We start from the raw sequence: 20,319 nt of genomic DNA, 5'->3' as shown, positions 1-20,319 counted from the left end.
CCGGGCCACTCCATGTCCTCGAAGCTGGTCCGCCGCCTGACGTCACGCTACCGGGATCGCGGGCTCGTCGATCACGCTTGCGTCACCGCCGCGGATGGGGCCCACGCTCCACGCGTTCAGTTCGTGCGGGGTCCCGAGCCTGATGGCGCTCACCTCGTCGAGCCGGGCGAACTGCGCCGAGGACAGCGTCACGTCCAGTGCGCCCATGTAGTCGTCGAGCTGCGCGACGCTGCGCGGCCCGACGATCGGCACGTATGCCGTGGCCGCGCGCGCTCCCTGCTCGCGCATCCAGGCGATGGCGACATGGGAGGCCGGCACGCCGAGCTCGTCCGCGACCTCGAGGACGGCGTCGACGATGGCGGTCTTCCGCTCGGTGTCCTCGAAGAACCCGACGGCCTTGAGGTCGCTGATTCGACCGGTGGCGCCCTGGCGGTACTTGCCGGTCAGCAGACCGCCGCCGAGCGGGCTCCACAGCGTCGCGCCCAGGCCGAGCGCCTGTGCCATGGGCAGCAGCTCCCGCTCGGCGGTGCGGTCGACCAGGCTGTACTCGACCTGGATACCGGTGACCGGGGGCCAGCCGCGCAGCTCGGCGACGGCGGCGGCGCGTGACACCCGCCAGGCCGGGAAGTTCGACAGTCCGAAATAGCGGATCTTTCCGGCGGTGACCAGGTCGACCAGGCCGCGCAGGATCTCCTCCATCGGGGTCAGTCCGTCAGGAGCGTGCACCCAGTACATGTCCAGATGATCGGTGTTCAGGCGACGCAGGCTGGTCTCAAGGGCCTGGATCATGTACCGGCGGCTGTTGCCGGTGTTGGAGACGGTCTGCGGTCCGACGCCGTTCATGCCGTATTTGCCCGCCAGCACGAAGTGGTCCCGGTCGGTGCCCAGGAACTCGCCGAGCAGCTGCTCGGATTCGCCGGCCTGGTAGTTCTCGGCGGTGTCGATGAGCGTGCCGCCGGCTTCGGCGAACCGGTCGAAGATCTTGTGGGCCTCGGCGGGCTCGGCGCCGGGGCCCCAGCCGCCACCAGCGCTCCAGCCGGTGCCGAAATTGGCGGTGCCGAGGCCGTACTCGGACACGCGCAGGCCGTTGTTGCGCCCGAAGGTGGTGTATCGCATGGGTGGACATCTCCCTAAGGCGAGTAGAACGAGTAAGGCGAGGCACTCGCGTTGTGCAGGTGTGGACGCGGTTCTTGGTGCCCGTGAGGTGTGTCGGGTCAGCGGGGGACGGTCACGACGATCTTGCCGACCTGGGATCCTGACTCGAGACGACGGTGGGCCTCGACGATGTCCTCCAGCGGGTAGACGCTGTCGATGACCGGCCGCAGGACCTTGCGGGCGACACCGTCGACGATCCAGTCGACGGCGACCTTGCGGCGTTCGACGTCGGTGGTGATGTCGAAGACCTTGTATCCACGGATGGTCAGGCTCCGGCCGATCGTCTGCAGCACGGGCAGCGCCGTGACCTCGCTGCTCAGCGCACCGTAGAGGATCACGGTCCCGCCGGGCGTGGCGGCACGGATCAAGTCCGCCAGAGCAGGCCCTCCCACGGGGTCGAAGATGACGCGCGCGCCCTGGCCGCCGGTGAGCTCTTCCAGGCGGGTGACCACGTTCTCCTCGCCCGTGACGACCACTGCCTCGGCGCCTTCGTCCAGGAGCCGTCGGCGCTTGGCGCTGCTGCGGGTCAATGCCAGCGGCCGGGCCCCCACACTCCGGGCGATCTGGATCGCTGCCAGGCCGACACTGCTGGAGGCGGCCGGGATGAGCACCGTTTCCCCGGTCTTCAGGCCCGCGGTCTCAATGAGGGCGCCGTAGGCGGTCAGGTATTGCCCCCACAGGGCCGCGGCCTGCTCCCAGGACAGTGTGCCGGGGTGCTTGACCACCGCGGTGGCCGGTGCGACGGCCAGCTCGCCGTGAATGGGGTAATCGGTGGGCCTGAAGGAGGGGATGAGGCTGACGGCATCGCCGACGGTGAACCCGTCGACATCAGGGCCGATGGTGTCGACCTCACCAGAGGCCTCCCAGCCGATACCGGCGGGGAACTCCGCGAGGTGGCCGCTGCGGAGCATGGCATCCGCGCGGTTCACCCCGAGAGCCCGGGTGCGGATGCGGACCTCGCCCGGTCCGGGTTCGCGGACCTCGACGTCCTCCAGTGTCAGGACCTCGGGCCCACCGGCGGCGTGAAGACGGACGATCTTGCTCATGAGAATGGTCTTGCCTTTCGAATCAGGGTCGGATGTGGCAGTTCAGGCCCAGCGATCGGCCCGTCACCCGGTGACGTCAGTGACCTTGTCGAGCTTCAGTTGGTCGGTGTTTCCGTCCGTCTGCACGGGCGCCGGGCGGCGTCCCAGTGCGCCGGACAGAGCGGTGAGCAGGCCGATGGCCGCGAGCACGGTGACGGTGATCATGGCGGGGGTGAAACCGGCGAGCAGGGCGTCGGGCCCGCTCCTGCCTTCGCCTCCTGAGGTCAGGACCGCGGTGACGACGGCGAGGCCGACCGCGCCGCCGACCTGCATGGAGGAGTTCAGCAGGCCGCCGGCCAGGCCTTGTTCGTGGTCAGGGATTCCCGAGGTGCCCTCGATCTGGAAGGGTGCGAACGCCAGTGTCATGCCGATGCTGAGCAGGAGCATGGTGGGTAGCACACCCATGACGTAGGGGTTGTCCCGGGCGATGGCCAGGAAGAGCGCGTAGGCGGCCACGTGCGTGCTGACGCCGGCGACGATGGTGCGCGAGGTGCCGAATCGTGCGATCAGGTAGGGGATGCGCGGCGACGCGACGGTGACGATGGCGGCGGCAGGAAGGAAGCCGAGCGCGGTCTGCAGCGCCGACCACTGCAGCACCTGCTGGAAGTACAGCGTCGCCACGAACTGGAAGCCCACGTAGGCGCCGAAGAACACCGACAGGCCCACGTTGGCGCGCACCAGGGAGCTTGAGCGCAGGATGCCCAGACGGATCAGCGGATGGGCGCCACGGAGCTCGACCACGACGAACACGGCCAGCAGTGCGGCAGCGAGCCCGAACTGCACCAGCGTGCTCGCCGCGACCCAGCCCTTCTGCGGCACTTCGACCACGGTGTAGACGAGCAGCAGCATTCCGCCGACCAGGGTGAGTGCGCCGGGCAGGTCGTAGCCGCCGACTGCGCGCGGGCCGTCCTTCGGCAGGATGCGGACGGCCGCTGCCAGGGCGACCAGTGCCACGGGGACCGGCACCAGGAATGTCCAGCGCCAGCCGAGCTCGGTCAGTGCACCCGACAGCACCAGGCCGCTTGAGAAGCCGCTGGCACCCATGAGCGTGAAGATCCCGATCGCCTTGTTGCGGGCCGGCCCCTCGGCGAACGTGGTCGTGATGATCGACAGTGCCGCGGGAAGCGTGAACGCCGCCGACACGCCCTTCAGGAAACGAGTGACGATCAGAAGGGTCCCGTCGTCGACCAGGCCGCCGACGAGCGAGGTCAGACTGAAGACGGCGACCGCCACCAGGAAGACGCGGCGGCGGCCGAGGATGTCGGCGGCGCGTCCGCCCAGCAGCAGAAAGCCGCCGTAGCCGAGGACGTAGCCGCTGACGATCCACTGCAGGGCGCTTGTGGACAGGCCGACGTCGGCCTGGATCGAGGGCAGGGCGACACCCACCATGTTCACGTCCAGCGGGTCGAGGAACCCGACGATCGAAACGGTGAGCAGGATTCCCCACTGCCGCGTGTTCCAGCTGAGCGGGGACGTCGGCAAAGGCGATGGCACGGTTGGGCTCATGTCGATACGCTGACATGCTCGTAAATGAAATGCAAGTGCATCTAATGCGTGAGCATTAAATGCGGATGCATGAGGCGCCTGCCGCATGGTTGCTGGCGCGCCCGTGGTCGCCTGCGGATCCAGCCCTGGTCGCCTGGACTCGCTGCTGTTCACCGTGATTGGCGTCAGCCGGTGATGCCAGTTCGGCGATCCAGGTGCTGTGGAGCGGCGAGCGGGCCGCTGACGTGCGATCGCGCGGCAGTCTCCCGAAGCGAGGGTCGCGGCCGTGCAGGTGTCAAGCCACGAACTGCAGTGTCATGACGCCACGCATCGGCCACGGCCTACTTGAGACACGGGCTTCCGCGGAGCATGCGGCTCACTCGCACCGGCCCATCACGTTCTGCAACCGGAGAAGATCATGCCTCGTACGTACCAGGATCGCTGGATCGAATGCACGGCCGAGGCCCTTCGGATCCGCGGCTACTACTTCCCCTGGGGGACGAAGTACATCCCCTACCCGAGAATCCGCTCGGTCCGGCGCGTCGCGATGAGCGCCTTCACAGGAAGGGGGCGCATCTGGGGGACAGCGAACCCGCTGTACTGGGCGAGCCTGGATCCGCACAGGCCGGAAAAGAGCATTGGACTCATCCTCGACATCGGCTGGGGCGTGCGTCCGTTCATCACCCCGGACGATCCCGACGCCGTGGAGGGCGTCATCCGTGAGCACACGGGCCTCAGCGCGACCGGTGAGGCCGACGGGCACGGCCCGATCCTGTGAGGCCGGCGAAGCGGACGGCCCGCCTGACTCCAAGCTGGCAACTTCTGCCTGGCCGACCCGAGTTGTGTGGTCGCGTCCATCTGCAGGCAGTCAGGCACGCACACCCGCGCCACGCCCTGCCGACCACCGTTTCAGGAGTTCGGTCCCGCGTCCCCTGCGCAGTCCTCGCACCGCTGTCGGTGGAGCGTGGGCGTTTGTCGCTGACCTGCGACTGCCGGGGATCGTGTCGGCCTCGTGGATGACCTCGAAGGCAGCTCATTCCCAAGGCTGAGCGCGAAGTTCGTCGTGAGTGCGGAAGGACCGGGTGACCAGTCGCCCAAGACTGAACGAGTGCCCTGACCAGCGGGCACTTCCCCTTCCTGAGCACATCGACTGCGAGCGGAGCACAGCCGCGTGGCTACATTTCTCTACAGAGTGGGCAGATTCGCCTTCCGGCACCGGTACGGCGTGGTCGTGGCCTGGATCGCCCTTCTCGTCCTGGGCGGCCTCGGGGCGTCCGCGGCGACGCCCCCCACCCCGAGCTCGGTCTCCATGCCCGGGACAGAGGCCCAGCGGGCCGTCGATCTGCTCAAGGAGCGCTTTCCCGATGCCAGAGCCGACAGCGCGACGGCCCGCGTGGTCTTCAAGGCGCCGGGCGGCCACAAGGTCACCGAACCAAGCAGCCGGGCAGCCATCGAGAAGACCCTCGCCGCGGTGAAGCGGAGTTCCCCTCAAGTGGCGGGTGTCGCCGACCCGTTCCGAGCCGGAACCGTGAGTGAGGACCGGTCCACCGCCTATGCGCCGGTCACCTACAGGGTCGGCGCCGCCGCTCTGAGCGAGACGGCCAAGGAAGCGCTGCTGAGCACGGTGCAAAAAGCCCGTACCGACGGGCTGACCGTCGAGGTGGGAGGCAGCGCCGTGCAGCAGGACGAGGAGGACTCGGGGGCGGAGATCATGGGTATCGCGATCGCCGCCGTCGTCCTGGTCCTCACCTTCGGGTCGCTGGTGGCTGCCGGTCTGCCCTTGCTCACCGCGCTGCTGGGCGTGGGGATCGGCGTCTCCACGATCAGTGCGCTCGCCCACACCCTCGATCTCGGCGATACCACCTCCACCCTGGCGATGATGCTGGGCCTGGCGGTCGGCATCGACTACGCGCTGTTCATCGTCACTCGTTACCGGGCCGAACTGGCCGAAGGGCGGGACCGGCAGGAGGCCGCCGGCCGTGCCACGGGAACAGCCGGCTCCGCGGTCGTGTTCGCCGGCCTCACCGTGGTGATCGCCCTGGCGGCCCTGTCCGTGGTCGGTATCCCGGTTCTCACCAAGATGGGTCTGGCGGCGGCCGGTACGGTCGCCCTCGCCGTGATCGTCGCGCTCACCCTGCTCCCGGCACTGCTGGCGATCGCGGGCAAGCGGATAGTCGGCCGGCGGGGCCGCCGGGTCCTGGCGCAGCAGTCGGGCCACCGGGCACCGGCGAAGCAGTCGGGTGGCCGGTCGACCGTCGGTGCTCGCTGGGCGAGGTTCGTGCTGCGGCGGCCGGTAGCGGTGCTGGTCGTATCGGTCATCGGACTCGGCGCGCTCGCCGTACCGGCCGCTTCCCTCAAGCTCGGCCTGCCCGACGAGGGTGCCATGCCGGTCGCCAGCACGCAGCGCAAGGCCTACGACCTGATCTCCGAAGGATTCGGACCCGGGGTCAACGGCCCTCTGACGGTGGTCGTCGACGCCCACCGCGGCCGTCATGCCGACGCAGCCGCACGGCAGGTCAGGTCCACGGTGCGGGACCTGGACGGTGTGGCCACAGTGGGCAGGGCCACCTTCAACCCGGCCCACGACACTGCGGTGATCACGGTCGTGCCGAGCACCAAGCCGGGCAGCGCCATGACCGAGAGCCTGGTCCACCGGATCCGCGACGTGGGAACGGAGTTGAGCGACGCCACGGGCGCCCCGGTCCTCGTCACGGGACAGACGGGCATGAAGGTCGACTTCTCCACGAAGATCAACGGGGCCCTGCTGCCCTACCTGGGCATCACGGTCGGCCTGGCGTTCCTGCTGTTGATGTTGGTGTTCCGGTCCGTACTCGTCCCGCTCAAGGCAGCCCTCGGATTCCTCCTGTCCATCGGGGCCGCACTCGGCACGGTCGTCGCCGTCTTCCAGTGGGGCTGGCTGTCCGACGCCCTGGGTGTGGAGCAGACCGGGCCCATCGCGAGCACCATGCCGATCTTCATGGTGGGCATCGTCTTCGGTCTCGCCATGGACTACGAGGTCTTCCTGGTGACACGGATGCGCGAGGCTCATGCGGCGGGGCAGACAGCACGCGAGGCGATCGTCGCCGGATTCCACCACGGCGGGCGCGTGGTGACCGCGGCCGCGGTGATCATGACGGTGGTCTTCGGCAGTTTCATCGCGGCAGGCGAGGATTCGGTCAAGATGATCGGTCTGGGACTCGCGGTCGCCGTACTCCTGGACGCCTTCGTCGTTCGTATGGCGATCGTGCCCGCTGTGCTGGCGCTGCTCGGAGAGGCGGCCTGGTGGCTGCCGGCGTGGCTGCGCAGGGTTCTGCCCGATGTCGATGTCGAGGGCCGCAAGCTGCACGGGGCAAGCGAGAGCGCCGGTCCCACGGTGGTGAACTGCCTTCCGGGACAAGGCCGATACGACGAGTCCGTCCGCAGGTGACATGAGCCGTTCGGCACCTCGCGACCGAGCCCGGCTCCCTCACCGAGGGAGCCGGGCTCCACCGTTCGAGGTGGCTGCCGCGCACGGCTCTTTCCCCCTTGGCCGGGCCTGGATCCCGCTGTCCTGCGCCTTCTTTCCGGTGCACGACCGACCTCAGCGGGGTGCGCGGTCGGCAGGGGTGAGATGCGGCCCGAAGCCACTGCGCCGTAGAGGCCGCTCTCGGTGTCCACGACGAACCGGCAACCTCGCGCAGGACAACTCGTCTTGCGGCCGTGTCGCGGTGGAACGACGGACGTCGTCGTGGCAGCAGCTCGCCGGATCCGGTGGAGGGTGTGGGGATTCCGGTCGGTGAGGCGTGCGGAATCGCTTCCGACAGGCCTTCACGTGCGCCTGTTGCATGGGCCTGGGGGCAGGTGACGGGATCTCGCGGCGGATGTCCGCTTGCGCTTGACCGAATGCGGCGGATGTCCGCTCGCGCCTGACCGCATGCGTCGGCCACGGTTCGGTGGGGAGCTTGTCCGCCGCCGAACCGTGGCCGCTGAGTGTTACTGCCTGTCGCCGATCGCCTCGACCGGACGGGTGCGCAGCACGACCCGTGCCGGAACCAGTGCTGCCAGCGCCGCGAGCGCCGCCGCGGCCCCCGCGAACGCCAGGAAGACGAGGGGCGGAACAGTCGGCCAGGGACTTCCGGTCACGGCCAAGGACACCAGGACGAGGGCCGGCGCCGAGGCCAGCAGGCCGCCGCCCACTCCGGCGATGACCACCGCCAGGCTCTCCCAGCGCATCATCCGCATCACCTGGGCCGGCGTCGTGCCCGCCAGCCGGAGCAGAGCGAACTCCCTGCGCCGGGCGGTGGTGTTCATCGCCTGCGTGGTTGCGACCGTCACCCCGGCGTACGCCAGGATCAGGCCGGCCAGCAGGTAGTTGACCCAGGCGTTGGCCTCTTGCTGTCGGTGCGGTCCGCTGGTTGCCCGGCCCTGCAGCACCGCCCCGGGATGGCGCCGGGCCAGCTCCTTCAGCGCCGCGTCGGTGCCCACCGCCCCCGGCGCCGTGCGGACGAGGACGGATGTGTCCAGACGTGAGGTCGTGTGCGCGAGCAGCATGCGGTGCTCGAAGGTGACGTCCGCGAATCCCAGGCCCCGTTCGTAGACGGCCACGACGGTCGCGGTGACCGGAGTTCCGTCCCCCAGGCGCAGACGTACGGTGTCGCCGGGCCCGCGCCCCAGTCGGGACGCCGCGCCGGAGCTGAGTGCCACGGTGTCCGCCCCGAGACGCGCCAGGCTGCCTCGGGAGGGCTTCAGATCCATGACGTCGTCCAGACGCCGGGGTTCCACGCCCTGAGCGCTGAGGGACACCAGTTGTTCGTGGCCGGCCCCGTCGGTGCCGGCCATGCCGATGACGGTGGATGTGACCACGCCGGTTGCCTCCCGCACCTCCTTCAGGCCGCGGACCTCCGCGGCGACGCCCGGAGCCAGGCCCCCCGCCGCCGAAAGGACGTGGTCGGCCCTGAGGCCCTGGTGCATCTGGTCCTCGGAAGCACGCTGAAGCGTGGTCTGGGCGAAGACCACGGTCGCGGCGAAGGACACGGCGAGGATCAGCGGAGTGACCGCGGCGGCGAGGCGGCGGGGGTGTGCGGTGTGGTTGGCCGCGGCCAGGTATCCGGTGACCCGCGACGTACGCAGCAGGGGTCCCAGCACGCGCATCGCCGGCCGTGACAGCAGCGGGCCCAGAACGGCCACGGCGATCACGGTCACGAGCACGAGGGTATTGGCGAGCCCTGTCAGGACGGCGATGTCACCGTCCTGCGTCAGGCCCGTGGCGAACATGCCGGCCACCGCCAGCGCGAGGAGGATTCCGGTGATCAGGCGTCCCCGGCCGGGTGCGGTGCGTTCGTCGGCGGCCTCGCCGAGTGCCTCGGTCGGCCTGATCCGGTTCGCGCGGCGGGCCGAGACGAGAGCGGCCGTGTAGGCGGTGAGCACAGCGGTCAGCACGGCGGCGGCCGCGGGCAGCGGCCCGATCGACGGCTGGAAGTCGGCCGGGACGAGACCGTAGCCCGCCAGCCGGTCCTTCAACGCGCGTGCAACCACCACACCCAGTGGCCAGCCGAGCGCTCCACCGATGAGGGACACCGTCAGGGCTTCCACCGTCAGCATGCGACGCACCTGGCCCGGGGTGGCCCCGACGGCGCGCAGGAGCGCCGTCTCGCGCCGTCGCTGTGAGACGGCGAGCGACATGGTGCTCGCGACGACGAAGACGTTCACCAGCAGGACGTTCCCGGCGACCGCCGACGCCAGGAGGAGCAGCGTGGAGCCCGATGCGGCCACGTCGAGGAACTCGGCCTCGCCCCGGCCGTCACCCGTGCGCACGTCCAGTCCCGGCTCCCCGAGCGCTCGTGCGACGTCCCGGGCCAGCTTCCTCGTGTCGGTTCCGGGATCCGCCAGGACGCCGAGGGCGTCGACGGCACCGTCCCGCGCCGCCATGGTGCGGGTCAGCTCGTCCGAGAAGAAGGCCACCGACCGGCGTGGCGACGGGTTTCCTGGAAGGGCGACCACCCCCGCGACGCGGAAGCGTTCGGGGGACGATCCGGTCGTCAGCGACACGGAGTCGCCGACCGTCGCCCGGGCTCGCGCGGCGAGACCTGCGTCCAGCACCACCTCTCGATGCCCGGTCGGCGCGCGGCCCTCGGCGAGCCGGTAGGCGCCCATGCGGGTGCCGGACCAGTTGTGCCCCGTGGACGGGACGCCGTGAGCACCGGGCAGTGGGCGCCCGTTCGGACCGATCACCTGCGCGGGCACGCCGATGTCGGCGACTACGGCGGCGACACCGTCCACCGCGGTGATACGACCTTCGACGTCCGCCGGCACCGGCACGCGCTCGACGAGCGGCTGCGGAAGAGCGGCCGTCGCCCCCCGGATGCCGCCCGAACTCCTGGCCTGCTGGTGGCCGGAGACGACGACGTCCGCGGACGCGTACCTCTCGGGCGGCCGGGACGCACGCAGCCCCGACTCCAGGAGAACACCGCACACGCTGAGGACGGCGGAGCCCAGGAGCAGGGCCACGAAGGTACCCACGAAGCCGCCCTTGCGCGCCGTCAGGGTCTGGAGGGCAAGGCGCAGCATCAGGCAGCCCCGCGCAGCCCGGCAATGGCGGCCGTGACGCGCTCCACGGTCGGGGAGGTCATGCCGGACGCGATGCGCCCGCTCGCGAGGAACACGGCCCGATCGGCGTGGGCCGCGGCGACCGGGTCATGGGTCACCATCACCACGGTCTGGTGCAGGTCCGTGACGGCCTGGCGCAGCAGTCCGAGGATGTCGTTCGCGGTGTCGGGGTCCAGGCTGCCCGTCGGCTCGTCGGCGAAGATCACCTCGGGGCGGTTCACCAGGGCGCGGGCGATCGCGACACGCTGCTGCTGACCGCCGGACAGTTGCGAGGGCACATGACGCAGACGGTCGGCCAGGCCCACCCTGGCGACGATCTCCCCGAACCACGCCCGATCGGCCCTGCGGCCCTGGAGCCGCAGCGGCAGGGTGATGTTCTGCTCCACGGTGAGCGACGGCACGAGGTTGAAGGCCTGGAAGACGAACCCCATGCTGCTGCGGCGCAGCCGCGTCAGCGGCGCCTCGTTGAGCCGGGCGAGTTCCGTGCCACCCAGCCGCACCGAGCCGCTGGTGGGCCGGTCGAGCCCGGCCGCGCAGTGCAGGAAGGTGCTCTTGCCGGACCCGGAGGGTCCCATGACCGCGGTGAAGGTGCCGCGTGCGATGTCCGTGCTGACCCGGTCCAGGGCCAGGACCGCCTGTGGACCCTTCCCGTAGCGCTTGGTGACCTCGTGCAGCCGAACCGCCGTGGCGGTGCCACCCGCGGCGCTGTGCAGCTGTCGTTTCCAGCCGATCATGTGGACGTCTCCTCATCCGGTCGGGAGGCGGTCGGGCGCCGGCGCGGGACCGCTCTCCCAGTGGATGCCGGACGGATCACCGATACCTCGGCCGAGGCGGCGACACAGCGGATCCGCCGATGGAAGGAGCCGTCGCGCGTGCATCGGCCGGTGGGCCGAGGACTCGCCGGTCAGCGCCGTCGCGACAGCGGAGGAGCTCCTCATCCGGGATGACAGCCACAAGGACGAGAAGGCCGCTCAGGGGTCGCTCTCGTGGTAGAGGGCGTGGGGACGAAGCGCGTCTACGGTGACATACATGACCTATCTCGATTCGATGGCGCGGCGCCGAGTGCCGCAGGCCGTCGTCGACAAGGTCCTGGCCCTGCTGGTCTCGGTCGGGGCACTGGCCGTCCCGGAGCGGCCCCCGGCCGGACCGCCGCTGACAGCCCCCGACACACGACTGCTGCTGCTGGCGCTGCTGTCGGGGCTCCCGCTGGCCGTGCACCGCAAGTGGCCGCTGCCCGTGCTGCTGAGCGTCGTCGCGGCCGTCGCGGCCCTTCAGGCCTGCTACTACTTTCCCCCGCTGGTGGGGCCGACGGGCACCTCGATCGGGGTTCCTTACCTGGGCGCGGCCGCAGCCGTCTTCCTGACCGCCGTTCGGTCCTCGCACCGCGTCGCCACGGTCGTCGTCACGGCCGTGATCCCCGCCGTAGCCGTTGCCGAAGCGCTGATGGAGCCCGGCTTCCGCACGGCCAACGCCGCCACCATGACGATCTTGCTGGTCGCGGCCTGGGCACTCGGCCGGCTGTCCGGGGCCCGGAAGGCGCTGGCCCAGGACGCGGTGCAGAAGGCCGCCGCCCTGGAGCGGGAACAGCATGCGAACGCCCGCGCCGCCGTGGCTCAGGAGCGTGGTCGTATCGCCCGTGAACTCCACGACATCGTCGCCCACAACGTCAGCCTCATGATCGTGCAGACCATCGCAGCGGACCGGGTGCAGGACCGGGACGCCGCCAAGACCCACGAGCTGCACCACATCATCGAACAGACGGGGCGGGCGGCCGTGGGGGAGCTGCGCCAGTTGCTGCACGTGCTGAGGGCGGACGAGAACGAGGACGGCGCCCCGAGCCGGCAGCTTCCGCAGCCCACGCTGCGGGAGATCCCCCGGCTGGTGGAGTCTGTGCGCACGGCCGGGCTCGACATCGACTTCGTGTCCACGGGTGAGCCGGCTCAGTTGCCCGCCGGCTCCGAGCTCGCCGTCTACCGTGTCGCCCAGGAGGCGCTGACCAACACACTCCGGCATGCGGGGCACACCCACGCGCGCCTCAGCCTGGACTGGGGGCCGGACCGGACGCTGACCGTGCGCGTGTGCGACGAGGGCCGGCAGCCGGGCAATACCCTGCCGACTCCCAGAGCGGCGGTCAAAGGCGCCGGACACGGACTGGTGGGCATGCGGGAACGTATCGCCGCCGTCGGTGGCGCCTTGCACATCGGACCGCGCCCCGGCGGTGGATTCTGCGTTCACGCCACCGTTCCGGTGCCCGCCGAGGGCGACTGTGGCACGACTGAAGGAGAACAGGCCCCATGACCGCCATCCGCGTGCTTCTCGTCGACGATCAGCCCATGATCCGGACCGGCTTCCGGCTCATCATCGAAGCCGAACCCGACATGATCGTCGTAGGGGAGGCAGGGGACGGACAGGCCGGTGTCGAGGACACTCGCGCGCTTCAGCCCGACGTCGTACTGATGGACATCCGCATGCCGCGTCTGGACGGTGTCGAGGCGACCGAGCTCATCGTCGAATCGGGTTCGGCCAGCCGCGTCATCATCCTCACCACGTTCGACCTCGACGAACACGTTCACGACGCTCTGCGGGCGGGTGCGAGCGGCTTCCTCGTCAAGGACGGTCCCGCCGATTCCCTGGTGGAGGCGATCCGTACGGTCGCCCGGGGCGACGCGGTGATCTCCCCGCGGGTCACCCGCAGACTGCTCGACCGTTTCTCGCGGCTCGCCGACCAGTCCCCGCCCGCCGTTCCGCCCACCCTCGACGCGCTGACCGCCCGGGAACTGGACGTGCTGCGCGCACTCAGCAGGGGATTGTCGAACGCCGAGGTCGCCCGGGAACTGCACGTCAGCGAGGCCACCGTGAAAACGCATGTCGCGCACATCCTCGACAAGTACCAACTGCGCGACCGGGTACAGGCGGTGATCCTCGCCTACGACACCGGCCTGGCACGCCCGGCGGCTGGTTCCTGACGGCCGGCGACGGCACGCCCGGCCACGGCAGTCGTGCCCGCCTTGCCCCGAGGAGTCAGCGGGCGGAGGCTGTGGTCATGGAAGGTCGGACGGGACGGCGTCGTCCGCACCCGGTGGTGATGGTGCTCTTCGACGGGGTCCAGCTGCTGGACGTCACCGGCCCCCTGGAGGTGTACGCCTCGGCCAACGATCACGGCGCCGACTACCGGCTGCTCACCGCCTCCTGCCGCGGCAGGGACGTGCACACCACGGCCGGGGCCAGGCTCGTCGCGGACACGGCCCTCGAAGAGGTCTCCGGCCGGATCGGCACGCTGATCGTCCCGGGGCGGTTCGATTGGCGGGCGGCCGTGGCCGATCGTGAGCTCATCGCCGGGATCGGCCGTCTGCTGCAGCCCTCCCGCAGGGTCGCTTCGGTGTGCGCCGGCGCGTTCCCGCTCGCCGCCACCGGAGCGCTCGACGGACGCCGGGCGGCCACGCACTGGTGCCTCGCGTCGGACCTCGCGGAACGCTTCCCCGCGATCGACGTCGATCGCGATTCGATCTTCGTCCGGGACGGCAAGACCATCACGTCCGCAGGCGTCACCTCCGGCATCGATCTCACCCTCTCCCTCGTCGAGGAGGACTTCGGGCCCGTGGTGGCACGCGCGGCGGCGAAGTATCTGGTCGTCTTCATGGCGCGCCCCGGAGGGCAGTCGCAGTTCAGCGTCCGCCAAGCGGCGCGGCAGCCCCGGCACGAGACGCTGCGGGCGGCTCTGGACGCGGTCGCCGCCGACCCGGCCGGCGACCACAGCCTGGACGCCCTGGCCCGTCGGACGGGAGTGAGCGTGCGCCAGCTCACCCGCCTCTTCCGTAGTGAACTCGGCACGACCGCCACTCACTTCGTGGAGCAGATCAGGATCGAGGCGGCCCAGGCGCTGCTCGAGTCCGGCAGCGACCCTCTGGACGTCGTCGCCCGGCGCTCCGGCTTCGGTTCCGAGGAGACCTTGCGCCGCGCATTCCAGCGCGGGCTCGGCGTCACCCCTGGCGCCTACCGTGCGCGGTTCCGCACCACACGCAGCGCCCACACCGTGGAGCGCGTGACCGGGGCCGGAGGCTGACGGTCGGCGCCCGCCACGCGTATCCGGCCGTGGTTGCCTCGGATCCGGTAGAGACGTCTCCGTCCGGAAATGTGCGGGGTCCGCCGAGGCCTTTCCCGAACAGCGCCGAGCGGTGTGACACGTTGCCCGGAATTCGACCGGGACAAGCTTCGGCGCGGGAAGGAACTGTCACCATGACCGACTCCATGGCGGACTCCACGGCCGACTCCAAGACTGACGCTGTGACGGACCAGACCGGTGGCCGACCCGCGTTCGCAGGGTGGCGCGTGCTCCCTCCCACGGTCGCCGCACTGCTCGCCCTGTCCCTGGCGGGCGCTGCCGCCGTGCTCCTGCTGTCTCGACCGTTCGGAGGCGCCACCACGTCTCTGGGCCTCATCGTCACGGCTTTGGGTGCGGCGGCGATCGGATGGGCCACGGGATGTCCCCTGCGGGTGCGCCGGGCCACGACGGCGGGGACGCTCGCGTACGCCGCCGCCGAACGGGAGCATCGGGCGAGGACGCGCACGGCCGTCACGCAGGAGCGCGCCCGGATCGCCCGAGAGCTGCACGACATCGTCGCCCACAACGTCAGCCTCATCGTGATCCAGGCCGCGGCCGCGCGGCGCGTCCGGGAGCGCGACTCGGGCAAGATCCGCGCTCTGCACGAAACCATCGAGGAGACAGGCCGGTCCACCGTCGTCGAACTTCGCCGTCTGCTGGATGTTCTTCGTGCCGAGGAGAGTCCCGGACCGGAGGAGACACCGGAACCCGGGATCGCGGACATTCCCTGTCTGCTGGGCGCCGTGCGTGCGGCCGGACTGCGCGTGGAGTGGACTTCGGCCGGCACACCCCGTCCGGTGTCGGCGGGAACCGGGCTCACCGCCTACCGGATAGTGCAGGAGGCTTTGACCAACAGCCTCAAGCACGCAGGGTTCACCCGCGTGGCCGTTGCCCTCTGCTGGGGGGACGAGGAGCTGACGGTGACCGTGCGCGACGACGGGCGACCCGTCGGTGGCGAGACGACCGTACTGCCGGTCGGCGGGAGGCACGGCCTGGCGGGGATGCGCGAGCGCGTCGCCGCAGTGGGCGGCACCCTGCAGGTCGGCCCACGTCCCGAAGGAGGCTTCGTCGTGCGCGCGGGGCTTCCCCTGACGGAACGCGTCGTCATGGGATGACGGTGCGGCAGGACACTGCGGCGGAGGCGCTGAACGGGCCTCATCCTCTGGATGTTCTTCGTGCCGAGGAGAGTCCCGGACCGGAGGAGACACCGGAACCCGGGATCGCGGACATTCCCTGTCTGCTGGGCGCCGTGCGTGCGGCCGGACTGCGCGTGGAGTGGACTTCGGCCGGCACACCCCGTCCGGTGTCGGCGGGAACCGGGCTCACCGCCTACCGGATAGTGCAGGAGGCTTTGACCAACAGCCTCAAGCACGCAGGGTTCACCCGCGTGGCCGTTGCCCTCTGCTGGGGGGACGAGGAGCTGACGGTGACCGTGCGCGACGACGGGCGACCCGTCGGTGGCGAGACGACCGTACTGCCGGTCGGCGGGAGGCACGGCCTGGCGGGGATGCGCGAGCGCGTCGCCGCAGTGGGCGGCACCCTGCAGGTCGGCCCACGTCCCGAAGGAGGCTTCGTCGTGCGCGCGGGGCTTCCCCTGACGGAACGCGTCGTCATGGGATGACGGTGCGGCAGGACACTGCGGCGGAGGCGCTGAACGGGCCTCATCCTCGCGAGTGAACGGACGAATCAGCGGAGCGGCCGATGCCTGGCGGTCGGAGAGCACGGAGGCTGGGAAGGGTGAGCGGTCACACCCGAGAGCGCCGCCGACCATGCCGAACTACCCAGAGGAAATCCGTGAGTCCCACCGCGATCGACGCTTTCCCCGGCCCGCTCCCGGCCTTTCCGCACCCCTCACACCCGGTGCACGGAAAGTCGTCGCCGGTCCCGGTCCAGATCCCGGACCATTTGCGGATCACCCTGTCGAGCGGCAGCAGCGGTGCCCTCGTCCGGCTCGAGGGAGAGCTCGACATCGCCGGGGCTCCCGCCCTGACGTCCGTGCTGGCACTGTGCGTCGGGCAGCCCGGATGCATCACGGTGGACGCGGCCGGGCTTGCCTTCATCGACGCGGCAGGAGTCCGCCCGCTGGCGGACGCGCAAGCGCTCTGCCACCGGCAGGGACGGGATTTCCGCGTGGCACCGGCGAGTGTCGCGGTACGCCGCGTCGTCACCCTCACCGGGCTGGCAGACCGGCTGCTCGGCGACGCGGATGCCCGCCCGCACCGCGCGGACTAGCGCGACCGCTCGGCGACGGCCCTCAAGCTCCCGGCCTACGCGCCAACCGGCGCCACGGTGGCAGCGGCCACCACGGTCCTGCCCGAGCGGATCGGGGGCGAGGGCGACCGGGACTACTACTACGGCCGGTTCCGGGACACCGTCGGGAGCGCTGCTCGCCCTGGGTGTCGTCGAGGAGACGGAAGCCTTCCTGATGCCCCTTCGTACGTCGACGGAGTGCGCGGCAGCGAGGGCACGTTCAACCTCTGCGGCATCCCCACGCGGCCGTACTCGCCCCCTGCGGTCGCCTGGAACAGACCGGGTACGCCTTCGGCGAGTCGCTTCTGTACGCCGACCTCGTGGGCCTCTACGTCGAGGAGATCCGGCTGACGGGTGCAACTCGCCGAATTCCCCGGGGCGTTCACCCACGCCGTCGGCACTCGTCGGCGCGGCGACGCGCTGGGAGCGGAACAGGAGCGGGCAGAGCGACTCGGGCACGGCCGGTGCCGATGACGGCCTCTGACGGTGCGCGGAGCCAGGTGTGTGCCCGCGGCGGCGGGCGAGCCGAGTCACGGGGCGTCAGTCAGGATTCGATGAGGTTGCCGTGGGTCACCAGCACCACAGCACCAGGTCGTTGCTTCCCGTGAGCAGGCAACGAGCTCAGGCGAGCACGATGGTCAGCCCGTGCGGTGGCCTCGGGTGGCCTCGCTCCCGCCCGCGGGCTTCAGGGCGGGTCGTCCTGCCCGGTGCAGTGACGCCGAGACCGGTTCCTCGCGGGTCTCCGCGTGCCGGACGAGGACGATCTGGCGCATCGTGGCGTCGGCCATTCAGGGGGTGCGGCCGGGCGGCCCCTCGGAACACCGGGCCGCCTGCCACTACTTCTGCTACTTCTGCACGGTGTCCGCTGCTTCGGGGGTCTGCCCGCCGATCTCGGCGGCCACGGTGGTGATCGGCAGCGCCGCGCTGAGCATCCGGTGGACGGGACAGCGCTCTGCCACGGACATGAGCCTGCGTCGCTGCTCGTCGTCGAGGTCCCCCTCCAGGAAGATCTCCCGCACTACGGCCGGATCGTCGAACCGCAGCCGTACCCGGACGTCGCGCAGCGGCCACCCATGACGGTCCGCGTACATCCGCAGCGTCATCGAGGTGCACGTCCCCAGGCCGGCGAGGACGAACTCGAAGGGGTTCGGACCGGCGTCGCCGCCGACCGGCACCGGCTCGTCCGCGGCGATCCGGTGCGGGCCGACGGCGACCGAGCGGGCCATGCCCGCCCGCTCGGTGACCAGCACATGGCGGGCGGGCATCTCAGTTCCTTCCAGGAGCGAGGAGTACGGCCGTCCCACTGGAGTGGGCTATGGCGTCGCTGACGCTCGGCGCGAACCAGGACGCGAGGCGGCCACGGTGGTGCGGACTGACGACGATCAGGTCGGCCTCGAAGCGCTGCGCGGCCTCCTCGATGGCGGGTGCCACGTCGGACACCAGCCCGTCGAGCAGTTCGCCGTCCGCCTCGACACCCGCCTGCTGCAGGGTCGAAACGGCGTCCTGCAGGGTCCGGTGCGCGGTCGGGTCGTCCTCCAGCTCGACCACGGTGTCGTAGACCACGTCGGAGGTGTCGATGTGCAGGACCCGTACGGTCGCGCCGGTCAGCGAAGCGAGTTCGGCGGTGGTCTCGACGGCACCGTGGCACGCAGCGGTGCCGTCCACGGCGACGAGGATGCGGTGGAACATGGCGGTGACTCCTTGGATCTGTGGACCGGTCAGCGCTCTGCGGCGGACCGGCCGACGGGAACGGGAACGAGGGTCGGGGCGTCCTGGTGCCGGTGCTCGGCGCCACCGCGCTCGCGCTGGGCGAGGGCGACGGCGGCGGAGACGGCCAGCAGGACGACGGAGAGCCACAGGCCCTTGGCGATGCCGCCGGAGGAGTCCGACAGCAGGCCGGAGATCAGCGGGCCGACCGCCTGGCCGACGCTGAAGGCGACGGTCAGCAGTGCGATGCCGGAGGTCCAGGCGTGCTGGGGCAGCATCCGGCGGGCGAGCACCGTGACGGCGGTGGGTCCGGCCATGAACGAGCCGCCGAAGACGACCGCCGAGACGATCGCGGCGACCGTGCCGTGCCACAGCAGCACCGGCAGCACACCGACCAGGACGACGACGGACACCAGCGCCGGTGCCGTGCCGCCGCGCAGCCGGCCGATGAGCCGGCCCCACACCAGCAGGGTCGCGACCGCGGAAGCGGCCCCCAGCACGATGAAGAACATCGCCGTACCCCAGGTCTTCATGCCCTGGCCGTGCAGCAGGGCGATGACGAAGGTCATGTACGAGACGTAGCCGGCGCCGAACAGGACGTACCAGGCGAAGGTCGGTGCGAGCAGCTTCAGGCCGGCCCTGCCGCGCTGAGCGGCCGCCGCGCCGGTCGCCTCGGGCACGTGGCGTGAGGCCCAGACGGCGGGGCCGACGGCCGCGAGCGCGAGTACGCCCATCAGCAGCCATCCTGCCTGCCAGCCGGAGACGCCCCAGGCCGTGAGAGCCGCGGGCACCACGACACCGGAGAGGACCACACCGATGCCCACGCCCGTCATGTACACGCCCACCAGTGCCGCGGAGTGGGACTGGTGGCCACCGCTGTGGACGCGGGAGGCGAGCGCCGAGCCGACCACGAAGGTGATCGCTGTGCTCAGGCCCCCGACGAACCGCAGGACGGCCAGTCCGGCGAGGTCCCCGGTGGACGCCGAGGCCAGCAGGGCCAGGGCGCTGATCACCATGGACCACAGGAACACGGCCCGAGCGCCGAAGCGACGGGACCACCACGCCGCGGTGGCGGCGCCGATGATGTAGCCCAGGGCGTTGGCGGTGTTCATGCCGCCCGCGGAGGCGTAGCTCCAGTGCAGCTTCTCGCGCATGGCGGGCAGCAGGAGCGCGTACGCGAACCGGGTGAAGCCCAGCGCGACCACAGGACCGGCGGCCAGGCCCAGCGCGATCAGGAACTCCGGCCGAGACTTCGCCGCCGGAGTGGAGGCGGAGGCCGTCGCGGGCTCCCGGAGATTCAGAGAAGTCGAGTCGGACATCGCAGTAGGCCTTTCTCGGACGTTCGGACGTGTGGACCGTTCGCACCCGGACCGGAATCGGTTCCCGGCGCGCACGATCAGTACGAACCGCCCTGTCGTGGGCACCGATGGCTGGTCGACGGGCCATGGAGCCCTCGGCTCCGGCCATCGGCTCCGGGGGTCGGCTCCGGGGGTCGGCGCGGGGACGCGGCGACGACTGCGCCGCCGTCGGGCGGACCGGGACCCGACAGGAGCGCCGCTCGCACAGCGGGCAGGTCGGCGGAGGTGCCGTCCGCACCCGGGACCGCAGCAGGGCGAAGATCCCCGCTCAGACGAGCGGTGCCGTCGGACGGCCCCACGGCCACGTGCAGTCCACTCGGGTCGAGGACGGCGGCGCGCATCGCTCGTGCTCACGGGGCCCCGGAGGCAGGCCGGGTACGGGTGTTCCGACCGGGCCGGGCCGCTCATGAGGTTTCCTTGACGGCCCGGTCGGAAGACCCGTCGAGCAGGTTCCGAGGAGTCCTTGCACACGGCTTGCACGGGCGGCCGTGGCCGGCCCCACCGGCGTCATCCTGCGCCTGCGCGCTCTCGTCGGCTGAGCTCTGGCGCGCGGCTCCGACTGAACGCGGTGAATCGGGCGAGGGAGCGGACG

The 20,319-nt window shown here is 70.9% G+C and carries 17 protein-coding genes; 8 read left to right on the top strand and 9 right to left on the bottom strand.

Annotation, left to right across the window (positions count from 1 at the left end):
• Nucleotides 1-42: 42 nt before the first annotated feature.
• The 3 genes from ACZ4IF_RS14460 to ACZ4IF_RS14450 form a co-directional block, all read right to left on the bottom strand.
• Nucleotides 43-1,116: an aldo/keto reductase gene (locus ACZ4IF_RS14460; protein ID WP_467562693.1), complete on the bottom strand. Its 1,074-nt coding sequence runs from the start codon at nucleotides 1,114-1,116 to the stop codon at nucleotides 43-45.
• Nucleotides 1,117-1,214: 98 nt separating this feature from the next.
• The gene (locus ACZ4IF_RS14455; RefSeq protein ID WP_467562691.1) at nucleotides 1,215-2,201 is read right to left on the bottom strand and encodes a zinc-dependent alcohol dehydrogenase family protein; all 987 of its coding nucleotides are present in this window, start codon (nucleotides 2,199-2,201) and stop codon (nucleotides 1,215-1,217) included.
• A gap of 63 nt (nucleotides 2,202-2,264) precedes the next feature.
• Nucleotides 2,265-3,746, bottom strand: a complete 1,482-nt coding sequence (locus ACZ4IF_RS14450; RefSeq protein WP_467562689.1) for an MFS transporter — start codon at nucleotides 3,744-3,746, stop codon at nucleotides 2,265-2,267.
• 397 nt (nucleotides 3,747-4,143) lie between these two features.
• Between ACZ4IF_RS14450 and ACZ4IF_RS14445 the strand changes: the two genes are divergently transcribed.
• Nucleotides 4,144-4,503, top strand: a complete 360-nt coding sequence (locus ACZ4IF_RS14445) for a PH domain-containing protein (RefSeq protein WP_467562687.1) — start codon at nucleotides 4,144-4,146, stop codon at nucleotides 4,501-4,503.
• Between the two features lie 393 nt (nucleotides 4,504-4,896).
• Nucleotides 4,897-7,152: an MMPL family transporter gene (locus ACZ4IF_RS14440; protein WP_467562685.1), complete on the top strand. Its 2,256-nt coding sequence runs from the start codon at nucleotides 4,897-4,899 to the stop codon at nucleotides 7,150-7,152.
• A 545-nt stretch (nucleotides 7,153-7,697) separates the two neighbouring features.
• On the opposite strand, the gene ACZ4IF_RS14435 is transcribed toward ACZ4IF_RS14440, so the two are convergent.
• Both ACZ4IF_RS14435 and ACZ4IF_RS14430 read right to left on the bottom strand, forming a co-directional pair.
• Entirely contained in the window at nucleotides 7,698-10,271 is a 2,574-nt protein-coding gene (locus ACZ4IF_RS14435) for an FtsX-like permease family protein (protein WP_467562683.1), read from the bottom strand.
• Nucleotides 10,271-11,044: an ABC transporter ATP-binding protein gene (locus tag ACZ4IF_RS14430; protein WP_467562681.1), complete on the bottom strand. Its 774-nt coding sequence runs from the start codon at nucleotides 11,042-11,044 to the stop codon at nucleotides 10,271-10,273. The genes ACZ4IF_RS14435 and ACZ4IF_RS14430 overlap by 1 nt, the downstream gene beginning before the upstream one ends.
• Before the next feature lie 295 nt (nucleotides 11,045-11,339).
• Here ACZ4IF_RS14430 and ACZ4IF_RS14425 point away from each other — a divergent pair, with 295 nt between their 5' ends.
• The 6 genes from ACZ4IF_RS14425 (at nucleotide 11,340) to ACZ4IF_RS14400 (ending at nucleotide 16,644) form a co-directional block, all read left to right on the top strand.
• Nucleotides 11,340-12,608 (top strand): sensor histidine kinase, encoded by a 1,269-nt coding sequence (locus ACZ4IF_RS14425; RefSeq protein ID WP_467562679.1) that lies wholly within the window; start codon nucleotides 11,340-11,342, stop codon nucleotides 12,606-12,608.
• Nucleotides 12,605-13,276 (top strand): response regulator transcription factor, encoded by a 672-nt coding sequence (locus tag ACZ4IF_RS14420; RefSeq protein ID WP_359502768.1) that lies wholly within the window; start codon nucleotides 12,605-12,607, stop codon nucleotides 13,274-13,276. The genes ACZ4IF_RS14425 and ACZ4IF_RS14420 overlap by 4 nt, the downstream gene beginning before the upstream one ends.
• A 77-nt stretch (nucleotides 13,277-13,353) precedes the next feature.
• Nucleotides 13,354-14,373, top strand: a complete 1,020-nt coding sequence (locus tag ACZ4IF_RS14415; RefSeq protein ID WP_467562677.1) for a GlxA family transcriptional regulator — start codon at nucleotides 13,354-13,356, stop codon at nucleotides 14,371-14,373.
• 173 nt (nucleotides 14,374-14,546) lie between these two features.
• The gene (locus ACZ4IF_RS14410) at nucleotides 14,547-15,527 is read left to right on the top strand and encodes a sensor histidine kinase (protein ID WP_467562675.1); all 981 of its coding nucleotides are present in this window, start codon (nucleotides 14,547-14,549) and stop codon (nucleotides 15,525-15,527) included.
• On the top strand, nucleotides 15,524-16,033 hold the full coding sequence (locus tag ACZ4IF_RS14405; RefSeq protein WP_467562673.1) for a sensor histidine kinase: 510 nt from the start codon (nucleotides 15,524-15,526) through the stop codon (nucleotides 16,031-16,033). Before ACZ4IF_RS14410 ends, ACZ4IF_RS14405 begins: the two co-directional genes overlap by 4 nt.
• Nucleotides 16,034-16,206: 173 nt before the next feature.
• Nucleotides 16,207-16,644 carry an STAS domain-containing protein gene (locus ACZ4IF_RS14400; protein ID WP_467562671.1) on the top strand — a complete coding sequence of 146 codons (438 nt, stop codon included), beginning with the start codon at nucleotides 16,207-16,209 and terminating at the stop codon, nucleotides 16,642-16,644.
• A gap of 656 nt (nucleotides 16,645-17,300) precedes the next feature.
• On the opposite strand, the gene ACZ4IF_RS14395 is transcribed toward ACZ4IF_RS14400, so the two are convergent.
• From ACZ4IF_RS14395 to ACZ4IF_RS14380, 4 genes are read right to left on the bottom strand one after another with little or no spacing between them, the layout of a single operon-like run.
• A complete protein-coding gene (locus ACZ4IF_RS14395) occupies nucleotides 17,301-17,450 on the bottom strand; it encodes a hypothetical protein (protein WP_467562669.1) in 150 nt (49 codons plus the stop codon).
• Nucleotides 17,451-17,507: 57 nt separating this feature from the next.
• Nucleotides 17,508-17,927: an OsmC family protein gene (locus ACZ4IF_RS14390; RefSeq protein WP_467562667.1), complete on the bottom strand. Its 420-nt coding sequence runs from the start codon at nucleotides 17,925-17,927 to the stop codon at nucleotides 17,508-17,510.
• A gap of 1 nt (nucleotide 17,928) precedes the next feature.
• Entirely contained in the window at nucleotides 17,929-18,351 is a 423-nt protein-coding gene (locus ACZ4IF_RS14385) for a universal stress protein (protein WP_467562665.1), read from the bottom strand.
• Nucleotides 18,352-18,380: 29 nt separating this feature from the next.
• Nucleotides 18,381-19,688 carry a YbfB/YjiJ family MFS transporter gene (locus ACZ4IF_RS14380; protein WP_467562663.1) on the bottom strand — a complete coding sequence of 436 codons (1,308 nt, stop codon included), beginning with the start codon at nucleotides 19,686-19,688 and terminating at the stop codon, nucleotides 18,381-18,383.
• Between the last annotated feature and the right edge of the window lie 631 nt (nucleotides 19,689-20,319).

This window comes from Streptomyces sp. NPDC025784, from assembly GCF_055558435.1.
This window is presented reverse-complemented; position numbering and strand designations above follow the sequence as displayed.